17 protein-coding genes are annotated in these 16,455 nt (G+C 32.1%); 9 read left to right on the forward strand and 8 right to left on the reverse strand.

Annotation, left to right across the window (positions count from 1 at the left end):
- Positions 1-8 precede the first annotated feature (8 nt).
- The 4 genes from FH779_RS14465 to FH779_RS14480 all read left to right on the forward strand — a co-directional run bounded on the left by FH779_RS14465 (position 9) and on the right by FH779_RS14480 (position 4,613).
- Positions 9-704: a sensor histidine kinase gene (locus FH779_RS14465; protein WP_084106856.1), complete on the forward strand. Its 696-nt coding sequence runs from the start codon at positions 9-11 to the stop codon at positions 702-704.
- Positions 705-735: 31 nt separating this feature from the next.
- Positions 736-1,395 carry a LytR/AlgR family response regulator transcription factor gene (locus FH779_RS14470; RefSeq protein ID WP_244957972.1) on the forward strand — a complete coding sequence of 220 codons (660 nt, stop codon included), beginning with the start codon at positions 736-738 and terminating at the stop codon, positions 1,393-1,395.
- 98 nt (positions 1,396-1,493) lie between these two features.
- Positions 1,494-3,770, forward strand: a complete 2,277-nt coding sequence (locus FH779_RS14475; RefSeq protein ID WP_221414068.1) for a cation:proton antiporter — start codon at positions 1,494-1,496, stop codon at positions 3,768-3,770.
- Positions 3,771-3,800: 30 nt separating this feature from the next.
- Positions 3,801-4,613: a hypothetical protein gene (locus FH779_RS14480; RefSeq protein ID WP_125349785.1), complete on the forward strand. Its 813-nt coding sequence runs from the start codon at positions 3,801-3,803 to the stop codon at positions 4,611-4,613.
- Between the two features lie 62 nt (positions 4,614-4,675).
- On the opposite strand, the gene gyrB is transcribed toward FH779_RS14480, so the two are convergent.
- From gyrB to FH779_RS14495, 3 genes are all read right to left on the reverse strand, one after another.
- A complete protein-coding gene (gene gyrB / locus FH779_RS14485) occupies positions 4,676-6,619 on the reverse strand; it encodes a DNA topoisomerase (ATP-hydrolyzing) subunit B (RefSeq protein ID WP_125349786.1) in 1,944 nt (647 codons plus the stop codon).
- A 187-nt stretch (positions 6,620-6,806) separates the two neighbouring features.
- A complete protein-coding gene (gene rsmG, locus FH779_RS14490; protein ID WP_180906869.1) occupies positions 6,807-7,433 on the reverse strand; it encodes a 16S rRNA (guanine(527)-N(7))-methyltransferase RsmG in 627 nt (208 codons plus the stop codon).
- Between the two features lie 6 nt (positions 7,434-7,439).
- A complete protein-coding gene (locus FH779_RS14495; protein ID WP_038332644.1) occupies positions 7,440-7,886 on the reverse strand; it encodes a GAF domain-containing protein in 447 nt (148 codons plus the stop codon).
- A 95-nt stretch (positions 7,887-7,981) separates the two neighbouring features.
- On the opposite strand from FH779_RS14495, the gene xrtF reads away from it, so the two are divergent.
- Positions 7,982-8,524, forward strand: a complete 543-nt coding sequence (gene xrtF, locus FH779_RS14500) for an exosortase family protein XrtF (RefSeq protein WP_180905205.1) — start codon at positions 7,982-7,984, stop codon at positions 8,522-8,524.
- Positions 8,514-8,960, forward strand: a complete 447-nt coding sequence (locus FH779_RS14505) for an exosortase F system-associated membrane protein (protein WP_180905206.1) — start codon at positions 8,514-8,516, stop codon at positions 8,958-8,960. Before xrtF ends, FH779_RS14505 begins: the two co-directional genes overlap by 11 nt.
- 36 nt (positions 8,961-8,996) lie before the next feature.
- Here the strand turns inward: FH779_RS14505 and FH779_RS14510 are convergent, their stop codons facing one another.
- Genes FH779_RS14510 through FH779_RS14520 form a run of 3 tightly spaced genes read right to left on the reverse strand, consistent with a single transcriptional unit; the run spans position 8,997 to position 10,369 of the window.
- Complete coding sequence (locus tag FH779_RS14510; protein WP_038332637.1) at positions 8,997-9,314, reverse strand: hypothetical protein; 318 nt, start codon at positions 9,312-9,314, stop codon at positions 8,997-8,999.
- A gap of 12 nt (positions 9,315-9,326) precedes the next feature.
- A complete protein-coding gene (rlmB, locus tag FH779_RS14515; protein WP_038332636.1) occupies positions 9,327-10,076 on the reverse strand; it encodes a 23S rRNA (guanosine(2251)-2'-O)-methyltransferase RlmB in 750 nt (249 codons plus the stop codon).
- 29 nt (positions 10,077-10,105) lie between these two features.
- Entirely contained in the window at positions 10,106-10,369 is a 264-nt protein-coding gene (locus FH779_RS14520; RefSeq protein WP_038332632.1) for a hypothetical protein, read from the reverse strand.
- 43 nt (positions 10,370-10,412) lie between these two features.
- On the opposite strand from FH779_RS14520, the gene FH779_RS14525 reads away from it, so the two are divergent.
- The 3 genes from FH779_RS14525 (at position 10,413) to FH779_RS14535 (ending at position 14,387) form a co-directional block, all read left to right on the forward strand.
- The gene (locus FH779_RS14525) at positions 10,413-11,207 is read left to right on the forward strand and encodes a thymidylate synthase (protein ID WP_180905207.1); all 795 of its coding nucleotides are present in this window, start codon (positions 10,413-10,415) and stop codon (positions 11,205-11,207) included.
- 89 nt (positions 11,208-11,296) lie between these two features.
- Complete coding sequence (locus FH779_RS14530; RefSeq protein ID WP_125349791.1) at positions 11,297-13,831, forward strand: M1 family metallopeptidase; 2,535 nt, start codon at positions 11,297-11,299, stop codon at positions 13,829-13,831.
- 67 nt (positions 13,832-13,898) lie between these two features.
- A complete protein-coding gene (locus FH779_RS14535) occupies positions 13,899-14,387 on the forward strand; it encodes a dihydrofolate reductase (RefSeq protein ID WP_115001867.1) in 489 nt (162 codons plus the stop codon).
- Between the two features lie 59 nt (positions 14,388-14,446).
- Here FH779_RS14535 and FH779_RS14540 read toward each other — a convergent pair whose 3' ends face one another.
- Positions 14,447-15,781, reverse strand: a complete 1,335-nt coding sequence (locus FH779_RS14540) for an MFS transporter (protein ID WP_180905208.1) — start codon at positions 15,779-15,781, stop codon at positions 14,447-14,449.
- 18 nt (positions 15,782-15,799) lie between these two features.
- On the reverse strand, positions 15,800-16,432 hold the full coding sequence (locus FH779_RS14545; protein ID WP_115001870.1) for a bifunctional nuclease family protein: 633 nt from the start codon (positions 16,430-16,432) through the stop codon (positions 15,800-15,802).
- Positions 16,433-16,455 lie beyond the last annotated feature (23 nt).

Raw genomic sequence — 16,455 nt, forward strand, 5'->3', positions numbered from 1 at the left:
TAATCATTATGATTACATATTTAATCCATTCATTAAAATCTGAGAAAAAAATAAGTCATGAGCAAACGCAACGTTTAGACAATTTATCTACAAAAGTTGATGAGTTAAAATTGGAGTCATACGAAGCTAAACTGAATCCTCATTTATTCAAAAACATACTTAATTCTATTCAGTCAAATGCTTATCAAACCTATTATACGATTGATAAATTGGCAAATGTGTTGGATTATATTTTGTACGAAAGCAAAGACAATTTTGTGACGATAAAAGATGAAATAGATTTCACTAAAAACTTTATTGAAATTAATAAAGTAAAAGTTTCGCCTTTGTTTGATTTTCAAGTTAAAACGAAAATTGATGAAACTTCACCTTATTATCAAGAAAAAATTATTTTACCTTTATTAAGTATTGATTTTATTGAAAATGCTTTCAAACATACCGACTTTCAACAAGCCAATTCATTTATAAAAATTTTGCTTGAACTGAATAATAAATCATTTCAAATTCAGGTAATGAATAAAATTTCACCAAAAAATAGTTTAAAAAAAGAAACTGGCGGACATGGAAGTCAATCCTTAGAACATCGCTTGAAAATGGTTTACGACGACGATTTTTCACTTTCTAAAACTATTGAACAGGATATTTTTGTAGCCAACTTAAAAATAAATCTACATGAGTTTTACACTAAAATGCATACTAATTGACGACGAAATTCTTGGGTTAAAATACCTGAAAATGTTGTGTGAACAAATGGAGGACATAGAAGTTGTGAAAGCTTATGTTGATCCTGAATTATTCATTAACGAAATTGAAAACTTAGATTTTGACTTTTGTATTTTAGACATCGAAATGCCTAAAATAAATGGTTTACAAATCGCTAATTTATTAAAAGAAAAACCGTTTATTTTTTCCACTGCTTATAAGGGATATGCTGTTGATGCTTTTGATTTAGATGCGACAGATTATATTCAAAAACCAATCAAAAAAGAGCGTTTACAACAAGCTGTTGACAAAGTAAAAAAACGTTTGCAAAATAGTTTTTCGACGCCAAATAATTTTGTACAATTAAATTCGGATAAAGGAAAAATTTTGTTGCAGTTTAATCAAATTTTGTACATTACAACTTCTACCGTTGACAGCCGTGATAAAGTGGTTTATTATCAAGATTTATCATTCTTGATTTTGAAAAATATCACACTCGATGCATTATCAGAAATGTTACCCGAAAAAGATTTTGTTCGTATCAATAAACGAGAAATAATCAGCTTACATCACATCAAATATTTCCACTCAGACAACGTTACTTTAGACGTTTTATCAAAAGAAAATAAAGAAATCAATTTGGTATTAAGCGAAGTTTACAAAGCTAATTTTATTGCTCAAATTTCAATTTGATTACAAAAAAAATCCATTTCATTACATTTTACTCAAGTTTAAAAAATATTGATATTTTTCTGTAAATTAATTTCTGACTTTTGTTGAAAATTAACGCCATGAAAAAATCGACAAGAAATTCAATTTTTTATATCGTAACCATTCTACTTTGTTCAATCATGATGTATTTTATTGTGATAAGAGCAGAAGAAATGGAAACTGGAAAACATGTTGTTCACGCTGCAAACGGAAGCAATTACTTCAATGACTTCATCAACAGTATAACACATAATATTGGACACCCTCTTGCTATTTTATTAGCACAAATTGTGACCATTATATTTACCGCAAGAGTTTTTGGATGGATTTTTAATAAAATTGGACAACCAACTGTAATTGGAGAAATTATTGCGGGTATTTTCCTTGGTCCTTCTTTTATTGGTATGCATTTCCCAGAGTTTTTTGGTGATCTTTTCCCAAAAGAATCGTTAGGAAACTTAGAATTTATCAGTCAAATCGGTTTGATTCTATTCATGTATGTCATCGGAATGGAGTTAGACCTGAAAGTGCTAAAGAAAAATGCACAAGACGCCATAGTTATTAGTCACGCAAGTATCATTATTCCATTTACACTTGGTTTGGCTTTGGCTGGATTAATTTATATGGAATTTGCTCCAGAAGGAATTAACTTTTTATCATTTGCCCTTTTTATCGGAATTTCGATGAGTATTACAGCCTTTCCCGTTTTGGCTCGTATTGTACAAGAACGCGGAATTAGTAAAACTCGTTTAGGTTCTATTGTAATTACTTGCGCTGCTGCCGACGATATCACGGCTTGGTGTTTATTAGCTGCGGTTATCGCCATCGTAAAAGCTGGATCATTCGTCAGTTCATTATATGTTATTTTACTAGCAATTGTTTACGTTATCGCAATGGTTCGTTTCGTTCGCCCTTTTTTAAAGCGCATTGCAGACGTACATTCGAGTAAAACAACGCTTACAAAACCTATCATAGGAATCTTTTTCTTGGTCTTAATTATTTCTTCATATTTAAGCGAAATCATTGGAATTCATGCATTATTTGGAGCTTTTTTAGCTGGAACAATTATGCCTGAAAATGTAAAATTCAGAAATTTATTCATCGAAAAAATAGAAGATGTTTCATTAGTTTTATTACTTCCACTATTCTTTGTTTTTACGGGTTTAAGAACACAAATTGGATTATTAGATAGTCCACATTTATGGCAAACAGCGGGATTGATTATTTTGGTTGCTGTAACAGGAAAATTTGTTGGAAGTGCAGTCGCCGCAAAATTTGTAGGACAAAATTGGAAAGATAGTTTGACCATTGGAGCCTTGATGAATACACGAGGTTTGATGGAATTAGTCGTGCTAAACATTGGATATGATTTAGGAGTTTTAACACCAGAAGTTTTCGCTATGATGGTGATAATGGCTTTGGTCACAACTTTTATGACAGGTCCAGCTTTGGATTTAATCAATTGGATTTTCCGCAAACAAAAAACAGAAAATGAACTTTCTGAAATTAGTCAAAGTCAGAAATATAAAATTTTAATTGATTTTCAAACACCCGAGAAAGGTGCTGAATTGTTGCGAATAGCTAATAGCTTTATCAAAAAACAAGACGAAAATTCACTTGTTTCTGCAATTCATGTGATGAAAAGTAGCGAAGTGCAACATTTCAATCTTGAGGATAGAGAAGCAGAAATTTTCGAGCCGATTATTGAGGTTTCCGAAGAGTTACACCAAGATGTAACAACCATGTTCAAAGTCTCTACAGATATGGTTTTTGAGACAATTGATGTTGCGCAAAAAGGTGATTACGATTTGATGTTGATGGGTGTAAGAAATTCTATTTATTCTGGTTCGTTGTTAGGAAATATTTTAGGATTTACGACAAAAATCATCGATCCAGATATTTTGATAGGTCAAGTTACTGGAAAAGAAAACATGTTTGATCATTCAATTTTCAACGAAAGAACGAAACAATTATTGAACAAATCAACTGTTCCTGTTGGAATTGTTTTGGACAAAAATTTCACAAAAGCTGAGAAAGTTTTTCTTCCTCTTTTCGGAAATAAAGATGCCGATTTACTGAAATACGCACAACGTTTAATCTCAAATAGCGAATCTCAAATTATTATTGTAGACGTGAGCGGTTACACAAAACGTCATTCAGAAGTAAAAGAAATTATTCGTAGTATCGAAAATATTGCTCCAAATCATATTAGCCTTTCGTACAAACAACAATTGGATAAAGAGTTTTTGGATGAAATGGATTTGATGATGATTAGTATGGAAAGTTGGAAAAACTTAATCGAAACAAAAAGTATTTGGATTTCCAATGTCCCAACAACTTTGATTATTTCGGAGTAGAATATATATTTGTTGAAAATTTAACTAAACATGAAAAAAATAGTATTCTTTGTTTTAATAATAATTTCAACTTTTTGTAAAAGTCAAGAGCAAATTGATTTTAATATTAAGTATTTACCTAACTATAATTATACTTTATCTCTAAATCAAACTTCGGAAAATAGTGTTAAATACATCGGTTCTGAAGATATATTATTAGCATTAAAAAACAAAGGAATAGAAAATCCAACATTATCTAAAGATACAATCATACTAAAAAGTATTTCTAAAACTGGTAATCTAAAAAATAATGAATTTCCGATTAATATTGAGTTATTAGAATCAAATAATTCTGTTCTTACAAAAGGAACAAAATTTTCTGGAAAATACATTAATCAAAAGATAAAAATCGACTCTATTTTTTCTTCAATAATGACTAAAAATCAAAAAGAAGCTTTAATGAAAATGATGGAATCTGTATTCAATCAAGTTGAATTTCCAAATAAAAAAGTGAAAGTTGGAGAGAGTTTTAATCAAGAAACTACTATGTCAATTCCAATCGAAAATGTAAACCTTGAAATGAATATAAATTCTTTGTATACTCTAAAAAATATTGAAAATGGAATAGGTTATTTTAATCTAAACCAAGAATACAGTATAAAATCAAAAATCGAAGGTTATGATGCAAAAATTACTGGTTCAGGAGTTGGAAAAATACATTATGATATTGAAAATAAATTTTACAAAAAATATTTTTTAGAAATGAATATGTCTTTAAATATTGACATAAAACCAATTATAATAGAAATAAACTCAAAAAGTATTTTTGAACAGAATACAGAAATCAAAAAAACAAAAGAATAATCTACACAAAAAAAATCCAGCTTAAAAGCTGGATTTTTTTGTTTTATATCATTCAAAATTGATTAAACATCAATTTTTGCATAATGTGCATTTTTCTCGATAAACTCACGACGAGGCGGTACATCATCACCCATCAACATAGAGAACACGCGATCTGCTTCTGTCGCATTGTCAATCGTTACTTTACGCAACGTTCTGTGTTCTGGATTAAGTGTTGTATCCCATAATTGCTCCGCGTTCATTTCCCCAAGACCTTTATATCGTTGAATTGTAACTCCTTTACCAGAACCATCTGTAGAGAATTCTGCAGTTAAACGCTCACGATCTTTTTCGTCCCAAGCATATTCTGCTTTCGCTCCTTTTTTGATCAAATATAAAGGTGGCGTTGCAATATAAATATGTCCTTGCTCAATCAATTCTTTCATATAACGGAAGAAGAATGTCAAAATTAATGTCGCGATGTGAGAACCGTCGACATCGGCATCGGTCATAATTACAACCTTGTGGTAACGTAATTTTGAGATATTAAGTGCTTTTGAATCTTCTTCAGTTCCGATTGTTACACCTAAAGCTGTATAAATATTTTTAATCTCTTCGTTATCCAAAACTTTGTGCGCCATCGCTTTCTCTACATTCAAAATCTTACCACGCAATGGTAAAATTGCTTGAAAATGACGATCACGACCTTGTTTTGCCGTTCCTCCGGCAGAATCTCCCTCGACTAAGAATAACTCAGATTCTTCTGGTTTACGAGATGAACAATCCGCTAATTTCCCTGGCAATCCGCTTCCTCCCATTGGATTTTTGCGTTGTACCATTTCACGAGCTTTCTTCGCTGCCTGACGAGCTTTTGCTGCTAAAATTACTTTATCAACAATTTGTTTTGCTTCTGTTGGATTCTCTTCTAAGAAATTCGTTAACATTTCTGCCACAATTTTATCTACCGCAGGAGAAACCTCAGAGTTTCCTAATTTCGTTTTTGTTTGACCTTCGAATTGAGGTTCCATTACTTTTACCGAAATAACTGCTGTTAATCCTTCTCGGAAGTCATCTCCAACAATTTCAACTTTTTCTTTTGCAAGATTAAAGTTTTCTTCAGCATATTTTTTCAATGTACGTGTCAATGCACGACGAAAACCAGATAAATGCGTTCCACCTTCGTGTGTATTGATATTATTTACATACGAATGCACATTTTCGTTATACGATGTATTGTATCGCATTGCAACCTCAACTGGAATTCCATCACGTTCACCTTCCATGAAGATTACTTTGTCCATGATAGATTCGCGGCTACCGTCGATAAACTCAACAAATTCTTTTAATCCTTCTTCAGAATGAAAAGTTTCTGTTACAGGATTTCCATCAGCATCTTTTTCGCGTTCGTCAACCAATACAATATTGATTCCTTTGTTTAAGAAAGCTAACTCACGCAAACGATTTGCTAAAGTAGAATAGTTATATGTTTGTACTTCTTGGAAAATTGTATCATCTGGCGTAAAAGTAACTGTTGTACCACTTTTATCAGTCGTTCCAACTTCTTTTACATCATACAAAGGTTTCCCTTTCGAATATTCCTGAATATATTGTTTTCCGTTCTTGAAAACTTCTGCCGATAAATGGTTAGAAAGTGCATTAACACACGAAACTCCAACACCGTGCAAACCTCCAGAAACTTTGTACGTATCTTTATCAAACTTACCTCCTGCACCAATTTTCGTCATTACAACTTCTAATGCAGATTTTCCTTCTTTTTTATGTAAGTCGACAGGAATACCACGTCCGTTATCTTCTACACGAATCGAGTTTCCTTCTAAAATTGTCACCTTGATTGTATCACAGTATCCTGCTAAAGCTTCATCAATAGAGTTATCAACAACCTCGTAAACTAAGTGGTGTAATCCTCTAACTCCGACGTCACCAATGTACATCGATGGACGAAGACGTACGTGCTCCATTCCTTCTAACGCTTGGATATTATCCGCCGTATATGTGTTATTACTCATAATATGTCTCTAACTTTTTAAAACAAACAAATATAGTGAATTTTGACGAGAAAACCTCTTAAAAAGAACTTAAAGTATTGGATAAAATAACGTTTTAAACATCATTTTTTGGATTAATTCAATAATTGTTAAAATAAAAAACCGAAATCAAATTGATTTCGGTTTTGAAGTATATAATTTCTATAAATTAAATATCTTTCTTTTCTATGTAAACGACTTTTTTCGTTTCGAAAAAATCTTCGTCAAAAAAGTTTTGAATATCAAATAAAACTGCATTTGGAAAACCTGCTAATTCTTCTGTCAAATCGCCTCCTTTTAGGTATAACAAACCATTTGGAAAAGGATTAATCGCTTCTTTTTTGAATTTCCCGCGAATCCATTCCGCAAATCTTGGCATTGCTGTTACCGCACGAGAAACAACAAAATCATATTTATCTGTCAACTCTTCGGCACGCTTCTGTTCAGCTTTTACATTCGTCAAACCTAAACCATCAGCCACACCTTTTACAACCTTGATTTTTTTCCCGATAGAATCTACCAAATGAAACTGAACATTCGGAAACAAAATTGCCAACGGAATTCCTGGTAAACCTCCGCCAGTTCCTACATCCAGAACAGAAGAACCATCTGCAAACTCCATTACTTTTGCAATCGCTAACGAATGTAAAATATGATTCGTATAAATTTCGTCGATATCTTTTCGAGAAACAACATTGATTTGATCGTTCCATTCTTTGTACAAATCACCAACTTTCGAAAATTGCTCAATTTGTTTTTCCGTTAAGTCAGGAAAATATTTTAAAATTAAATCAATCATTGCTTAAATAATTTCTGAAACTCGCTGACAAACGTAATCTAACAACTTTGTATCGTCTTCTGTAAACGGATTAATTTTGTGCGAATCGATATCAATTTGACCAATATTTTCTCCATTTTTGAAAATTGGAACAACAATTTCAGCTTTCGTTTCTATTGAACAAGCCAAATAATTATCTTGTGCATAAACGTCTGGCACAACAAAAGTTTCGTTAGATTCTGCCACTTGCCCACAAATTCCTTTACCATAAGGAATTATTGTATGATCGGTAGCTGCACCAACATAAGGTCCAAGTTTTAGTTCATTTTTATCTCCATTCTTGAAATAAAATCCCACCCAATTATAGTATTCAACTTCGTCACTCAACAATTGACAAATCTTTTGTAATCTATCTTCCGTAGAAATTGCGCTATCAATTATGACATCCACGCGTTTATGTAAATCTTGCATTTTGTTACTTCTAAAAAAGCAAATTTATTGATTAATCATAACTTAATCAAAAGTTGACGTTTTTCATTTATATTTGTTCAAGATTTTTTAACCAAATGAAAGAATTTAAACCTTTATTGTTATTCCTTGCACGTTTTTTAGGAACTTACATTATTTTAAGTTTAGCTTATAAATTGTATTTGGATCAATATTTACCGCACAATACCCCTGATCCATTTACAAAATTAACATCTGATGTAACAGCTTTTGGTTTGAACAAATGTGGTTTTTTTACTTTTTCTAATATTGCAGAAAACCAACCTTGGATGCGTTTGGTAATGGACGGACAAGTCGCGTCTATTGTAAATGAAGGTTGTAATGCGATTTCTATTTTGATAATTTTCATAGCGTTTATCGTTGCTTTTTACACGAATTTCAAACAAACTTTTTTGTTTATTTTGTCTGGTTTAGCAATTCTTTTTGTGATGAATATTTCGAGAATTATGTTGTTAAATTATATTTTTAGATACCACGCAGAATATGGTAAAATGGCGCACGATTATCTATTCCCTGCAATTATTTATGGTTCAATCGTGATTCTTTGGATTGTTTGGATCAAATTTTTTGTAACAAAATACAATAAGCAAAATGCTAAATAAATATTTACGTTATGCAATTGCAGTTTTACTTGTTTTTGGATTGATATTAGTCCGAAAATTTGAAGATGTTTTATTTTATGATCCTTTCATAAAATACTTTCATTTTGTTGGTCATTCAAAATTCCCAGAAATTGATTTACCAAAATTGAGCGCTAGTTTGACAGTTCGTTATCTTATCAATACATTATTAACTGTATTAATTATTTGGTTTATTTTCTGGAAAAAAATTTACGTTAAATTCTCTATCATTATCATGATTATTGGATTAATCGTTCTTTTACCAATCTATAATTATTTGATTTCGACACAATTTTCATCAGGCGAAATGATTTTCTTTTATGTGAGAAGATTTCTCATTCAGCCTATGTTTTTATTGATTTTAGTTCCTTGTTTTTATTACCAAGAAATACAATATAAAAAAACGGTCGAAAATTAATTTTCGACCGTTTTTTTATTTTATCTAATTTATATTTTACAATAAACCTGATTCATCTTTTTCTTGTTGTGCATCCAATTTTGCTTGCTCTTTTGCAGCAGCTTCTTGTGCTTTTTGTTCTGCAACTTTACGTTTTTCTTCGTTTGCAATCTCTGCATTTGCTTTATTCACCGCTTTGTATTTATAAAGCCAGCCTAAAAATCCTCCCAAAATAAATCCGATACCAGCACCTCCAGTAATTCCTACCAAAAATTCTTTATCCGAAAATAATCTCGAAATATCCAAATTCGTAAAATAATACATTGCAATACTAATCGCAATCAACAAAAATCCAATAAAAGTAGAATAGGTCATCGTTATATGTTTTTAAAATAAATCTTGTAACATTCTTTGGCGAACAGCTTCGTACAAAATCGCTCCAGCCGCAACCGAAACATTCAATGAAGCAGTTTGTCCAGCCATAGGCAATTTAATAATTTTATCCGAAATTTTAATAATAGAATCCGAAACACCATCTTCCTCACTTCCCATCACAATAGCTGCAGGAACAGAGAAATCTGCATCATAAATAAATTCTGCTGATTTTTCAGAAGCACTAAAAATTGAGATTCCAGCCGATTGTAAATATTTAATAACATTCACTAAATTTCCTTCTTTACAAACCGGAATATTATACAACGCCCCTGTCGAAGTTTTGATCGCATCTGCATTTACAGAAGCCGAACCTTTTGCTGGAATAATAATCGCGTCAACACCAACACATTCTGCTGTACGAGCGATCGCACCAAAATTACGAACATCAGAAACACGATCTAAAATCAAAATAAAAGGCGTTTTTCCTTGTTCCCAAATTTGAGGTAATACATTTTCGATTGAATCAAATTCGATTGGAGAAACGAATGCGTAAACACCTTGATGATTTTTTCCAGTAAAACGATTTAGTTTTTCTAAAGGCACATAACTTACAGGAATTTCATATTCAGTGATTAATTTTCTCAATTCTGAAAAAATTTCTCCTTGTAAACCTTTTTGAATAAAAATTTTGTCGATTGTTTTCCCTGCTTCAATCGCTTCTATTACTGGTCTTAAACCAAAAATTCCTGCTTCGTTTTTCATAAGTGCAAAGATAAAAAAATTATACGTAACTATTTACCAATCCTTCTTCTCAATTGTTGCAAATAATTTGGAAAGCTCATATACAACATGCAACCAATGACAATTAGCGAAATCATTGAGATTAAATTTAGTTTGAGATGAATGATTTTTGACACAAAAACAACCACCAAAACAACATTAAATAAGGTTTGAAAATAAAAATGTTGCGCAATTTTTCGTCCAAAATCTGATTTGCTATATGAAGCAAAAAACATAAAAAGCACTAAAATTGTAAGAATTAAACTAATTTTCATTCTAAAAAAATTCACTAAATTTGAAAGGTTAAATATACTCAAAATGCAACAATATCACGATTTATGTAAAAAGGTTTTAGCAGAAGGCGCTTTTAAAGAAGACAGAACGGGAACAGGAACTAAAAGTATTTTTGGTTACCAAATGCGTTTCGATTTGTCGAAAGGTTTCCCTTTGGTGACGACTAAAAAATTACATTTAAAATCGATTATCTACGAATTGTTGTGGTTTTTGAAAGGTGATACGAATATCAAATATTTAACAGATAATGGTGTAAGAATATGGAACGAATGGGCTGACGAAAATGGTGATTTAGGTCCTATTTATGGTCATCAATGGCGTTCATGGGGGAAACCAAATGGAGAAGTTGTTGACCAAATTAAAGTTGCGATTGATCAAATAAAAAATAATCCTGATTCACGTAGAATTATAGTTTCTGCTTGGAATGTTGGAGAATTAGATCAAATGGCTTTAGCTCCATGTCATGCATTTTTTCAGTTTTATGTGAATGATGGAAAATTATCGTTGCAATTGTATCAACGTAGTGCAGATATTTTCTTAGGTGTTCCATTCAATATTGCGTCATATGCGTTATTACAAATGATGGTTGCACAAGTTTGTGATTTAGAAGTCGGCGATTTTGTGCATACTTTTGGAGATGCACATATTTACAAAAATCATTTTGAACAAGTTGAACTACAATTAACACGCGAACCTTTTCCTCTTCCAACAATGAAAATCAATCCGAATGTAAAGGATATTTTTGATTTTACATACGAAGATTTCGAATTAGAAAATTATCAAGCTCATCCTCACATCAAAGGAATTGTAGCAGTTTAATCATAAAAAAACACTTAAAGTCTCCAAATTGGAGGCTTTTTTTGTAACTTTTCGAGAAAATTATCAACCAATAGAAATAAATTTTTACGATGAAAAAACGAATCCTTTGGCTTTCATCAGCCTTTATTATATCAAGTCTTACTTATGCGCAAGTAATGACGCCACCGCCGAGTTATAACGAAAACCAAACGAACAAATTAGATATTTATCGTGCAGAAGCAGAACGAATTAATAATCTTGTTCATACCAAATTGGATCTTAAATTTGATTATGCAAAAGAGCACGTTTTAGGTGAAGCTTGGGTAACATTGAAACCACATTTCTATGCTACAAACAAAGTTACATTAGACGCAAAAGCAATGTTGATTAGCGAAGTTGCTTTGGTAAATGGTGCTACAAAAAAGAAATTAAATTATAAATATGATGATTTACAATTAGTCATCGATTTGGATAAAGAATACAAAAAAGATCAAGAATATACACTTTACATCAAGTATACAGCGCGTCCAAACGAAGTAAAACAAGAAGGAAGTGCGGCCATAAACGATGCAAAAGGTGTTTATTTTATCAATGCAAAAGGTGAACGACCAAATTATCCAACTCAAATTTGGACACAAGGCGAAACTGAATCTTCTTCTTGTTGGTTCCCGACAATTGATAAAACGAATCAAAAAACTTCACAAGAAATCACGTTAACATATCCTGATAAATATGTTTCATTATCAAATGGAACAATGAAATCTTCGAAGAAAAATTCGGATGGAACAAAAACTGATTATTGGAAATTTGATAAAAAACATGCGCCATATTTATTCTTTTTCGGGATTGGAGATTACGCAGTCATCAATGATAAATGGAAAAATATCAATGTTGATTATTACGTAGAACCAGAATATAAAGATGTTGCAAAGCAAATTTTTGGTAATACACCAGAAATGATTCAGTTCTTTTCTGATAGATTAAACTATCCTTATCCTTGGGATAAATATGCACAAATGACGGCTCGCGAATATGTTTCTGGAGCGATGGAAAATACAACAGCTTCTTTATTTCATGATGGTGTTCAGCAAAAAGCTGGTCAATTAGTCGATGAAAACACTGCTGAATATGTTATTGCGCACGAATTATTTCACCATTGGTTTGGAGATTTAGTTACGGCTGAAAGTTGGGGAAATTTAACAGTGAATGAATCGTTTGCTAATTATTCTGAATATTTATGGTTTGAATATAAATACGGAAAAGAGAAAGCGGATGAGCATCGTTACAACGAAATGTTTGGTTATAAACAAGGCGATGGACCAACGAAAAATTTGGTTCGAGTTCATTACAATTCTCGCGAAGACATGTTTGATGGTGTTTCGTACAACAAAGGTGGAATTATCTTACATATGTTGAGAAACTTCTTAGGAGATGATGCTTTCTTCAAAGGTTTGAACAAATATTTGAAAGATAATGAATACGGAAAAGCTGAATCTGCTCAATTACGATTGGCTTTGGAAGAAGTTTCTGGTCGTGACTTAAATTGGTTTTTCAATCAATGGTATTACGAAAATGGTCATCCAAAATTAACAGTTGTTTCAGATTATTCTTCAGCAAATAAAAAAATAAAAGTTGTTGTTCGTCAAGATGCTTCAAAATTATTTGAATTTCCTTTTGCGATTGATATTGTCGAAAATGGAAAAACAACGCGTCAACAAGTTTGGGTTCCAAAACAAGCCGAAACTGTTTTCGAATTTGCAGCAAACCAAAAACCTGATGTCGTTATTCCAAATGCGGATCAAGTTTTATTAGCAGATATCGACGATAAAAAACCTGTTGAAGATTTTATTGCGCAATACAAAGCTGGAAAAGGAAATTACACGACACGTTTATTAGCGATTGAAGCAATGGCAAATGCGCAAGCAACTAATCCAAAAGCGGCTGATGCCTTGGTTAATGCTTTAGATGATTCATTTGATGGATTAAGAATTTATGCGATTCATAAATTGGACACAAAATCAAAAACGATTGTTGATAAAGCTTCATCAAAATTAAAACAATTGGCTTCTAATGATCCTAAAACATTGGTTCAAGCGGCTGCTTTAAGTGCTTTGAATGATGCCAATATTTATGATGTAGCAATTTTCGAGAAAGCTTCAAAAAGCCCTTCATTTAGTGTTCAAGGAGCCTCGTTAACTGGAATCTTAAAAAATAATCCTTCAAAAATTAATGATTTAACAACTAATCTTGATAATGAAGTGATTAAAGGTTCACCAGATTTAGCAATGGCATTAGTTCCGACTTGGATCAAAAATAATCAATTGGATAAAGCTGCTTTAATTTCGGAATCTGCTGCGATGTATGAATTCGTAAAATTCCAAGATCCAGAAAAAGGAAAAATTGCTGAACAAGCTTTCAATTGGATTATGAACAATGACACACCAGATGCAACGGCTGAAATTGCTAAAACATATTCGCGTTATTATCCATATTTGAATGAACAAAATCCACAAGCAGGACAAGCTGTGAAAATGATGGCTGAAAAAGCATTGCAAGTAAAAACGAATGCTGCAAAAACAATTAAATCAGCAACTATTGCAAAACAAGTGGAGCAATTACAAGATGCTATAAATAAAATGAAATAATTCACTAAAATTATTATATTTGTTAAGCTATCCTTGCAAGAGGATAGCTTTTTTTACCTTATAACTTATGATAAACATTGTAGTAGCAAAAGCAAGCAACAACGTAATTGGTGCAAAAAATGATTTGATTTGGCATTTACCAAATGATCTGAAACATTTCAAAAGTATAACTTCTGGGCATCCTATTATTATGGGACGAAAAACGTTCGAATCATTGGGTAGACCTTTACCAAATCGTACCAATATTGTTGTGACAAGAGATCAGAATTGGAATACAGAAGGTATCGAAATTGCGTCTTCTTTACCAAAAGCAATAGAAGTTGCGAAAAAAATTGACGATGATATTTACATTATCGGTGGTGGAAATATTTACAAACAAGCGATGGAATTTACTGATATTTTGTACATCACAGAAGTTCATCACGAATTTGATGGAGACACTTATTTCCCAGAAATAGACTTGGACGAATGGGAAGAAGTAGAACGAGAAGATTTCAAAAAAGATGAAAAACATCCATATGCTTACTCGTTTGTGACGTATAAAAGAATAGATTAGAAACTTTCGTGCATAAAAAAAGCAAGAATTTTGATTCTTGCTTTTATATTTTTTACACCTTAATGTTTTACATCTTGTACTTCGTCTGGATTGTGTTTGTATTTGAACACAATTGCGAACAATACCGTAACAACTAATGCGTAGCCTGCGAAAATAAACCAAGAATGTCTCCATCCTTCTAGCTGCAATGTCAAATCAGTTTGACTATACACTAAATGATTCACGATGTATTGTGCAATTAACATTCCGATTGTTGCTCCAAAACCATTGGTCATCATCATAAAAACTCCTTGTGCAGAAGAACGAATTTCTTCGTTTGTTTCTTTGTCTACATACAACGAACCTGATACATTGAAAAAATCGAAAGCGATTCCGTAAACAATCATTGATAAGATAAACATCCAAACACCAGATCCTGGATCTCCTAATCCAAATAATCCGAAACGTAAGACCCAACCTACCATTGCCATCAACATCACGATTTTGATTCCGAATCGTTTTAGCACGAAAGGAATTAATAAAATACACAATGTTTCAGAAACTTGAGACAACGAAATTAAAGCATTTGCATTACTTGCTCCCCACGTATTGGCATAATCTGGAATATCCTTAAACGTTGTGATAAATGGATTTGCATATCCATTTGTAATTTGCAAAGAAACGCCTAAAAGCATTGAAAAGATAAAGAAAATTGCCATTTTTCTATCTTTAAATAATGCAAAAGCTTTTAAACCAAATGCATCAGAAATAGATTGTTTTTCAGAACTTTTGTTAACTGGGCAATTAGGTAATAAGAAACTGTATAAAAACAATATAACTCCTAAAAATCCAGATACAAAGAACTGATAATAATTGGATTGAAAACTTACGAATGTTGGATCACTTGAAAAGTTAAATCCAAAAACACCATCTTTAAATCCAGAGAAATTAACAAATAACATCGCTACAATAAAACCAACTGTTCCAAACGTTCTGATTGGAGGAAAGGATTTGATTGTGTCTAAATTATTTTGTTTTAAAATTGTGTAGGCTGTTGAGTTAGAAAGGGCGATTGTTGGCATAAAGAACGCCACACTAACCGAATAAAGTGCGAAGATTGTTGTAAAATCTACATCGTTTCCAGCTGTCATTCCGTAATAACCTGCTGCAAACATAAAAATCGCAGCTAATAAATGATTCAATCCCAACAAACGTTGTACAGGAATCCATCTATCCGCTACAATACCCATTATTGCGGGCATAAAAATCGACACAATACCTTGCATCGCGTAAAAAAGACCAATTTTTGGACCTAAGCCAACTGATCCTAAGTAATTTCCCATAGAGGTTAGGTATGCTCCCCATACCGCAAACTCAAGGAAACTCATGATTGTAAGTCTAAGCTTTACAGACATAATTATTTGAAATAGTTATTAGTTTCCCATGTTATCGATTTGATCACGAAGGCGAGCTGCCAATTCATAATCTTCATTCTTCACAGCTTTTTCCATCTCAGTTTCAAGTTCAGATTTTGTCCAACCTTCATATTCATTGATATCAGACAAATCATTTTCCAAACCAGCCAAGATATCCAAATCATCTTCAAAGTTATTTGCTGCGCGACGTATATTTTCTTCTTCTTCAATAACGTCCAAATGAATTCCAGCTTTTTCTACAACATTATCATAGGCATAGATAGGTGCATTGAAACGAACAGCCAACGCAATTGCATCAGAAGTTCTCGAATCAATTTCGGCACGTTGTCCATCATTATTTACAAAAATAATATTCGAATAGAAAACGCCATCTTCTAATTTATAAATATAAATAGAATCAACATTCAATTGAAATTCTTTTCCTAATGAAATAAACAAATCGTGTGTTAATGGACGAGGTGGATTAATATCTTTCTCTAAAGCTAATGCGATTGATTGTGCCTCAAAGCTCCCAATAATAATTGGCAACTTTCTTCCTCCTACATTTTCCTCTAGAATCAACGCATATGCGCCAGTCTGAGTTTGACTGTAAGATATTCCTTTAATATTTAATCTAATTAAATTGTCCATTTGGGCGTAAATCTATGAAAAAC

The organism is Empedobacter falsenii (genome assembly GCF_013488205.1).
Classification (GTDB): domain Bacteria; phylum Bacteroidota; class Bacteroidia; order Flavobacteriales; family Weeksellaceae; genus Empedobacter; species Empedobacter falsenii_C.

What these genes read in the sequence shown, in the direction of transcription:
- FH779_RS14465 (WP_084106856.1), top strand. Translation starts at nt 9, where the DNA reads ATGATTACATATTTAATCCATTCATTAAAATCTGAGAAAAAAATAAGT.
- FH779_RS14470 (WP_244957972.1), top strand. Translation starts at nt 736, where the DNA reads ATGTTGTGTGAACAAATGGAGGACATAGAAGTTGTGAAAGCTTATGTT.
- FH779_RS14475 (WP_221414068.1), top strand. Translation starts at nt 1,494, where the DNA reads ATGAAAAAATCGACAAGAAATTCAATTTTTTATATCGTAACCATTCTA.
- FH779_RS14480 (WP_125349785.1), top strand. Translation starts at nt 3,801, where the DNA reads ATGAAAAAAATAGTATTCTTTGTTTTAATAATAATTTCAACTTTTTGT.
- gyrB (WP_125349786.1), bottom strand. Translation starts at nt 6,619, where the DNA reads ATGAGTAATAACACATATACGGCGGATAATATCCAAGCGTTAGAAGGA.
- FH779_RS14495 (WP_038332644.1), bottom strand. Translation starts at nt 7,886, where the DNA reads ATGCAAGATTTACATAAACGCGTGGATGTCATAATTGATAGCGCAATT.
- xrtF (WP_180905205.1), top strand. Translation starts at nt 7,982, where the DNA reads ATGAAAGAATTTAAACCTTTATTGTTATTCCTTGCACGTTTTTTAGGA.
- FH779_RS14505 (WP_180905206.1), top strand. Translation starts at nt 8,514, where the DNA reads ATGCTAAATAAATATTTACGTTATGCAATTGCAGTTTTACTTGTTTTT.
- FH779_RS14510 (WP_038332637.1), bottom strand. Translation starts at nt 9,314, where the DNA reads ATGACCTATTCTACTTTTATTGGATTTTTGTTGATTGCGATTAGTATT.
- rlmB (WP_038332636.1), bottom strand. Translation starts at nt 10,076, where the DNA reads ATGAAAAACGAAGCAGGAATTTTTGGTTTAAGACCAGTAATAGAAGCG.
- FH779_RS14520 (WP_038332632.1), bottom strand. Translation starts at nt 10,369, where the DNA reads ATGAAAATTAGTTTAATTCTTACAATTTTAGTGCTTTTTATGTTTTTT.
- FH779_RS14525 (WP_180905207.1), top strand. Translation starts at nt 10,413, where the DNA reads ATGCAACAATATCACGATTTATGTAAAAAGGTTTTAGCAGAAGGCGCT.
- FH779_RS14530 (WP_125349791.1), top strand. Translation starts at nt 11,297, where the DNA reads ATGAAAAAACGAATCCTTTGGCTTTCATCAGCCTTTATTATATCAAGT.
- FH779_RS14535 (WP_115001867.1), top strand. Translation starts at nt 13,899, where the DNA reads ATGATAAACATTGTAGTAGCAAAAGCAAGCAACAACGTAATTGGTGCA.
- FH779_RS14540 (WP_180905208.1), bottom strand. Translation starts at nt 15,781, where the DNA reads ATGTCTGTAAAGCTTAGACTTACAATCATGAGTTTCCTTGAGTTTGCG.
- FH779_RS14545 (WP_115001870.1), bottom strand. Translation starts at nt 16,432, where the DNA reads ATGGACAATTTAATTAGATTAAATATTAAAGGAATATCTTACAGTCAA.